Genomic DNA, 6,702 nt, shown 5'->3' on the forward strand with positions numbered 1-6,702 from the left:
CTACTGATTCCTTCCGGGACGCCTGAAACAAGAAACGGCGGGCAAAGCCCGCCGTTTTCGCAAAGCAATGTGAGCCGGATTACTCGGCCGTGGCGGCTTCCGCCTCGGCCGGAGCAGCTGCTGCCGCGGCAACGGCGGCGGCGGCATCTTCCTGCGCCTTCTTCAGAAGGGCGGCGCGCTCCTGCGCCTTCTTGCCGGGCTCGGCCTTCTTCGGGTTCGAGCGGGCCGGACGCTTGGCAAGGCCGGCCTCGTCGAGGAAGCGCAGAACGCGGTCGGTCGGCTGGGCGCCGTGCGAGAGCCAGTGCTTGACGCGGTCGGCGTCAACCTTGACGCGCTCGCCGTCCTTCGGCAGCAGCGGGTTCCACGAGCCGAGCGCCTCGATGAAACGGCCGTCGCGGGGCGAGCGGGCGTCGGCGACGACGACGTGGTAGTAAGGACGCTTCTTCGAGCCCGCGCGGGCCAGTCTGATCTTCAGTGCCATTGTTTTCTCCTAAAAAGCTCTGATTTTCGTTTGATGGTCTGGGTTGGGTCTCAACCGGTTTTCGTCACGCCGTTGGCAGCGGCGATCTGTTCGTGGTGACGGATCACTTCGCGGACGACGAAGTTAAGGAATTTCTCCGCGAAATCGGGATCGAGATGCGCATCCTTCGCCAGTTGGCGAAGGCGGGCGATCTGCTGCTGCTCGCGCGCCGGATCGGCCGGCGGCAGGCCATGCTCCGCCTTCAGCACGCCCACTGCCTTGGTGCAGCGGAAGCGCTCGGCGAGCATATGGATGAGGGCGGCGTCGATGTTGTCGATCGAAGCGCGGTAGCCGGCCAGGGTGGCGCGTGCGTCGGCCATGTCCTTGTCCTCGTTCATCGCGCCCTCACTTCTTCTTGCCAAGGCCGGGCAGGCCGCCGCCACCGAGGCCCGGAAGGCCGGGCAGCTTCATGCCGCCGGGCAGGCCAGGTAGACCACCCCCGGCAAGACCGCCGGGCAACCCGCCAGGCAAGCCCTTGCCGAGGCCGGCCGCCTGCGCCTGCTTCTGCAAGACTTCGAGTTGCTTGGGATCCATCTTGGACAGGTCCGGCATGCCACCGCCCATGCCGCCGGGCATCATGCCGCCGAGACCCATCTTGGAAGCGAGGCCGCCCATCATGCCGCGCATGAGGCCGCCGCCTTTGCCCTTGCCGCCCATCGCCTTCATCATATCGGCCATGCCGCGATGCATCTTCAGCAGCTTGTTGATCTCGGCGGCGTCGGTGCCGGAGCCGGCGGCGATGCGCTTCTTGCGCGAATGCTTGAGGATATCCGGATTGGCACGCTCGGCCTTGGTCATCGAGGAGATGATGGCGAGCTGGCGGGCGAACATCCTGTCGTCGAGGCCGGCCGCGGCCATCTGATCCTTCATCTTGCCCATGCCCGGCATCATGCCCATGATGCCGCCCATGCCGCCCATCTTCGACATCTGCTGAAGCTGCCCGGCGAGGTCGTTGAGGTCGAACTTGCCCGACTGCATCTTCCTGGCCATCGCCGCCGCCTGCTCGGCGTCGATGTTCTCGGCGGCCTTCTCGACCAGCGAGACGATGTCGCCCATGCCGAGGATGCGGTCGGCGATGCGCTTGGGGTGGAATTCCTCCAGCCCGTCCATCTTTTCGCCGGTGCCGATCAGCTTGATCGGCTTGCCGGTCACGGCGCGCATGGAGAGCGCGGCGCCGCCCCGGCCGTCGCCGTCCATGCGGGTCAGCACCAGGCCGGTGATGCCGACGCGCTCGTCGAAGCTCTTCGCCAGGTTGACGGCGTCCTGGCCGGTCAGTGAGTCGGCGACCAGCAGTATCTCGTGCGGCGACGACACCTTCTTGATGTCGGCCATCTCGACCATCAGCGGCTCGTCGATATGGGTGCGGCCGGCGGTGTCGAGGATGACGACGTCGTGGCCGCCGAGCTTGGCCGCCTGCACGGCGCGCCTGGCGATGTCGACCGGGCTCTGGCCGGCGATGATCGGCAGCGTCGCGACCTTGGTCTGCTCGCCGAGCTGGCGCAGCTGCTCCTGCGCGGCGGGACGCCGCGTGTCGAGCGAGGCCATCAGGACCTTCTTGTTCTGGCGCTCGGTCAAGCGCTTGGCGATCTTGGCGGAGGTCGTCGTCTTGCCGGAGCCCTGCAGGCCGACCATCATGACGACGACCGGCGCCGGCGCATTGAGGTCGACCGCGACGCCCTCGGCGCCCAGCATCTCGACCAGTTCGTCGTGGACGATCTTGACGACCATCTGGCCGGGCTTGATCGACTTCAGCACGGCGGCGCCGACCGCCTTCTCGCGCACCTTGTCGGTGAAGGAGCGAACCACTTCCAGCGCCACGTCGGCCTCGAGCAGCGCGCGGCGCACCTCGCGCAGCGCCGCGGAGACATCCGCCTCCGACAACGCGCCGCGGCCGGTCAGGCCGTTCAGGATGGAGCCAAGGCGCTCCTGAAGGGATTCAAACATTCTGGTTCCTTTTCTCGGGGGCATCCGGATGATGTCCGAGAGGTAATGCGTTCGCGCCCGATGTCCAACAAGCAAAGTCCAAAGCCAAAAAGCACCCGGGGGCGCCTTGCGCTGCCGGGTGTTGGCCTCCAGGATCGGTTTACAGCACTTGGCCTCTAGAGGCTTCGGCGTCCTGGTCGGCTTGCTCGGAGGGATACTCGTCGCGGAATTAGGGGCGTGTAGACAGGAAAACGCCCCGGGAGTCAAGATACGGGCCGAAATCGGCCGGCGCGACGGCTCAGGGGAGCGTCTCGCCGTCGAGGATGCGGGCATAGAGTTCGAGATAGGCCTGCGCCGTCCGGGTGATCGGAAAGCGGTCGGCCGCGGAGTCCCGGCAGCGCCCGGGTGAAAGATCGGCGATCGCGGAAAGCGCCGCGGCAAACTCGGCATCGGTGTCGAAAAAACGTCCGGTGTCCGCGTCGACGATCTCCGGCAGGGCGCCGCGCGGCGTCGTCAGCACCGGCGTGCCGCACAGCATCGCCTCGACCGGGGCCATGCCGAACGGCTCTTCCCAGGCGATCGGATTGAGGAATGCCCTGGCCTCGCCGAGCAGCCGCAGTTTTTCGGCGCCGCCGACGACGCCGTGGAAACGATAGCGGCGGCCAAGGCTCTTGAAGAAGACCCCCTGGCGCCGCACCTGGCTGCGCGTGAGCAGGCGCCAGCGCGGGCCGCCGGCGATGTCGAGCGCAAAATCGAATGTCTTGGCCAGGTCGACGGCGCGGTTGAGGTTCTTGCCGGCGCGGGCGACGCCGGCGAGGAACAGCAGGCGCTCATTCCTTGTCGCCGAGAGCCGGTAGTCGTCGACCGGAAAACCGTTGTAGACAAAGGTCTGGCGGCCATGGTTGCGGGCGTGGCTGGCGCTGACGAAGTTCCAGTTCGGTTGCGGCCGCGATTGTCCCGGAAGATAGCCGTGCTCGGTATTGAGAGCTGGAAACGGCACATCGAGGAACCAGCTGTTGAAGTGGACGATGTCGGTGTCCGTGGGAATAGCGGCCCGGCATTCCGCCTTCGAAGCCGCCTGCCGCACCTCGCAATGCGGATGGCTGGAGCCGGCGGCGGCGACAAGGACCACGCTGTGCCCGAGGCGGGCGAGTTCCGTCGCCAGCCAGTCGACCTGCCGCTCGGTGCCGCCATAACCAGCGCAGGGGATCGCCCCATCCACCACCAGTGTTATGCGCATCAGACCGGCCCACCGCCGCGCCATGTCGCCGCCCCGACTTTCAGCGGTGAGCGCGGATGCAGCAGAAGCAGCGCCGTCAGCAGGCTGCTGACGATACCGATCGCGGCGATGAGGACAGCGTCGAAACCGGTCCAGCCGGGGCCTTCTAGCGGCCTGGCGTTGAACAGGGCGAAGGAATTGTAGCTCTGCTGGTGCGAGATCAGCAGGAAGCCGGTTAGATTGTTGCCGAGATGGGCGCCAAGGGCCACTCCCAGATTGCCGGTCGCATAGACAAGGAGCGTCAGCACGAGCGCGAAGCTGGCGATCGAGACCAGCACGCAGGCATTGATGGCGAGCGTCGAGCTCGCACTCCAGTGCAGCGCGCTGAACAGCATCAGCGGAAGCCCTGCCCAGATCAGCGGACTGCTGAACCGGCTGGCCAGCCCCCGCAGCAGATAGCCGCGGAACAGCGCCTCCTCGGACGAGGTCTGCAGCAAAGCGAGCAGCACGATGGGGATCAGGAACAGCAGCCATGTCGACAGGCTGATCGCGCCGCGCGCGATCTCGGGCTGCAGCCAGTAGAGCAGAATCTCCGAAAGAAGCGAGGTGATCAGCACCGCGATCAGCCCCTTGAGGAAGTCCAGCCATGAAACGCGGTGGCTTTCGCCGACCAGCGCCGCAAGCGGCTCGCGGTGCACGAAGCGCATGGCGACCCACAGGCCGATCCAGATGCCGGCGAAGGAGAGCAGCGCGGTGAGGATACCCTGCGGCGAGGCGAGGAAATCCTGGACCGGGCCGCCGGCCGGCCGGCCGGCTCCCGTCGAGGCCCGCCAGACGATGAAGGCATAGGTGCCGCCGAGCAGCACCACCAGGGTCGCCGCCATCCAGAACAGCACGACGATCGCGGTTCCAAGCAAGAGGCGGAGCGGGGTTGTCCTGGCGTTCGGCGAGCGCCGGTAGCGCTCGAAGGCGGTTCTGTCGATGATCACGCGGTTCCCCTTGCCGAACGCGACTGGCGAGCATCCGGGTCGCCTGATCTATGGGATCGGCGCTTTGCGCGCAATCATCCTCGCCACGGCTTGCGCTCGTGGTTGCGCATTTGTGCAGAGGCGGCCGCACCGTTCGACGGGCGACCGCCTGCTGGCCGGCACTTGTCAGCGCATCACGTAGACGATGCGCCGCGTGCCGGGATCGACCAGCGCCGGCTGGTTGTTCACATAGACATAGCGGTAGTCGTAGTCGGGGATTTCGCGCAACTCGACACTGTCGGGCAAGGTCGCGCCCGTCACCACCTCGCCGTCGAGATAGACCGGATCGAGCCGATGGGTGCTGACATAGGTGCCCACTTCGGCCGGCGGCCTGGCGATCGGTTCGACTGGTTCGACCGGTTCAGCCGAGATGATGGCGCCGGTGTAGTTGTCGGAATAGTCGGCGTCATCCGGCTGCTCGACGACGGCGATGCCCGCATCGGCCGGCCGCCGCGTCAGCACGACCGCGTTGCCGCCGAAATCGGCGGTCACATAGTCCGAATAGATCCAGCCTCGGCCGTTGGTCTCGGCGATGGTGCACCATTTGCTGTTGGCGATACAGCCTTCGAGCGTTGCCGACTGGCCCGCGGCCAGCACGCCGATGACCGGATATTGCGGGCCCGGTCCGGCGCGCACGTTGAGATCGGCAACAGCCGAAACGGCGGTCTCGGCCAGCGCAACACCCGACAAGGCGGCGAGCGCAGCGGCGACCGCGGGAAACAGTATGAGTTTCATGGATTTCACTCCGTTTTCAGGCTCCCTCGCGGACGAAAACGAAGCCAGGCCTTATGCGTTCCGGCTAAAATGCCCGTGCCGGCTCACGAATTATTCCCGTTTCTTTCGGCAATTCGGTCAGCAGGTTGTGGACAAAGGCCAGTTTATGCGCCGTCACGCCCGAGATGACGAAGGGGTAGAGGTCGGGCAAGCCCATGCAGCGGTTGATCGAGTTGGACGCCTCCGACAGCACCAGCCAACGGTCAAGGATCTTCTCGAAAGGCTCAGGCGCGTTCCTTGGTTCGGCGGGCGCGGTCTGCAGTTCGCCGCCGGTATCACCACGCGGCAGGGCGTTGGCATCCACCGTCTCCAGCCGGCCGAGCGGAAAATTCAGCGCATGCACCATCTCCAGCGTGTCGGTGATGTGCAGATAGTGCGCGAAGGTCTCGGCCCAGTCCTCCCAGGGATGCGAGGTCGCATAGGCCGAGATGTGCCCCTGCTGCCAGTCCGGCGCCGCGCCATTGGCGTAGTAGGCCGTCAGCGCCTGTTCGTAGCCGGCACGCTCGTCGCCGAACAGGGCGCGGAATGCGGCAAGCCTTTGCGGATCGTCGCGGATCAGCCGGTCCCAATAATAATGGCCGAGTTCGTGGCGGAAATGGCCGAGCAGCGTGCGATAGTTCTCGCCCATCGCGACCCGCCGTCGCTCGCGTTCGGCCGAATCCGCCTCGGCGACGTTGAGCGTGATCAGGCCATTGTCGTGGCCGGTGAGGATGCGCTCGCCACCAGGACCGCCACCGATCGGATCGGCAAGGAAATCGAAGGCAAGGCCCGCCTCGTCGCCAGGGTTCTGCTTGGGCGCGACCGGCAAGCCGAAGGCGAGCAGCGAATAGATGGCGCGTTTCTTGGCGGCCTCGACGCGGATCCAGCGCCGGCGGTTCCCATCCACGGACAGGTCCGGAATGAGCTGGTTCAACGCGCAGGCGCGGCAAAAGGCCTGGCCCGGCTCCGTCCGCCAGTTGCAGGCGCATTCGTCAGCATTGGTGCAGTGGTAGGCGCCATCAGCATCCGACAGCGTGAAACGCGCGTGCTCGGGATCATAGAGCACGAGGCTGGCGCAGTTCAGGCACTGGGCATTCTCGAAATAGAGGCGGTGGCCGCATTGCGGGCAGTCGAACAGCTTCATATGGCACTCAAACCCATCAGCGCCCGCATATAGGGCGCGATCTCGCGCCACCCAAACGCCTGGCCGCGACCAGGCGTTTCAGCGCTATTCGGCCGCAAGCACGGCCGCCACCTGC

General features: G+C 66.1%; 7 protein-coding genes. All 7 read right to left on the bottom strand.

Annotated features, from left to right (window positions below):
• Positions 1-79: 79 nt before the first annotated feature.
• Positions 80-481 carry a 30S ribosomal protein S16 gene (rpsP, locus tag EN745_RS26425; RefSeq protein ID WP_126057404.1) on the bottom strand — a complete coding sequence of 134 codons (402 nt, stop codon included), beginning with the start codon at positions 479-481 and terminating at the stop codon, positions 80-82.
• Positions 482-531: 50 nt separating this feature from the next.
• Complete coding sequence (locus EN745_RS26430; RefSeq protein ID WP_126057405.1) at positions 532-858, bottom strand: chorismate mutase; 327 nt, start codon at positions 856-858, stop codon at positions 532-534.
• A 7-nt stretch (positions 859-865) separates the two neighbouring features.
• Entirely contained in the window at positions 866-2,464 is a 1,599-nt protein-coding gene (gene ffh, locus EN745_RS26435) for a signal recognition particle protein (protein ID WP_126057406.1), read from the bottom strand.
• Positions 2,465-2,741: 277 nt separating this feature from the next.
• A complete protein-coding gene (locus tag EN745_RS26440; RefSeq protein ID WP_127422622.1) occupies positions 2,742-3,683 on the bottom strand; it encodes a glycosyltransferase in 942 nt (313 codons plus the stop codon).
• On the bottom strand, positions 3,683-4,651 hold the full coding sequence (locus EN745_RS26445) for a type II CAAX endopeptidase family protein (RefSeq protein WP_126057408.1): 969 nt from the start codon (positions 4,649-4,651) through the stop codon (positions 3,683-3,685). The genes EN745_RS26440 and EN745_RS26445 overlap by 1 nt, the downstream gene beginning before the upstream one ends.
• A 165-nt stretch (positions 4,652-4,816) precedes the next feature.
• Positions 4,817-5,425 (bottom strand): DUF1236 domain-containing protein, encoded by a 609-nt coding sequence (locus tag EN745_RS26450; protein ID WP_127422623.1) that lies wholly within the window; start codon positions 5,423-5,425, stop codon positions 4,817-4,819.
• Positions 5,426-5,489: 64 nt separating this feature from the next.
• A complete protein-coding gene (locus tag EN745_RS26455; protein WP_127422624.1) occupies positions 5,490-6,587 on the bottom strand; it encodes a putative zinc-binding metallopeptidase in 1,098 nt (365 codons plus the stop codon).
• Positions 6,588-6,702: the final 115 nt, after the last annotated feature.

The organism is Mesorhizobium sp. M4A.F.Ca.ET.022.05.2.1, assembly GCF_003998845.1.
GTDB lineage: Bacteria > Pseudomonadota > Alphaproteobacteria > Rhizobiales > Rhizobiaceae > Mesorhizobium.

What these genes read in the sequence shown, in the direction of transcription:
- rpsP (WP_126057404.1), bottom strand. Translation starts at nt 481, where the DNA reads ATGGCACTGAAGATCAGACTGGCCCGCGCGGGCTCGAAGAAGCGTCCT.
- EN745_RS26430 (WP_126057405.1), bottom strand. Translation starts at nt 858, where the DNA reads ATGAACGAGGACAAGGACATGGCCGACGCACGCGCCACCCTGGCCGGC.
- ffh (WP_126057406.1), bottom strand. Translation starts at nt 2,464, where the DNA reads ATGTTTGAATCCCTTCAGGAGCGCCTTGGCTCCATCCTGAACGGCCTG.
- EN745_RS26440 (WP_127422622.1), bottom strand. Translation starts at nt 3,683, where the DNA reads ATGCGCATAACACTGGTGGTGGATGGGGCGATCCCCTGCGCTGGTTAT.
- EN745_RS26450 (WP_127422623.1), bottom strand. Translation starts at nt 5,425, where the DNA reads ATGAAACTCATACTGTTTCCCGCGGTCGCCGCTGCGCTCGCCGCCTTG.
- EN745_RS26455 (WP_127422624.1), bottom strand. Translation starts at nt 6,587, where the DNA reads ATGAAGCTGTTCGACTGCCCGCAATGCGGCCACCGCCTCTATTTCGAG.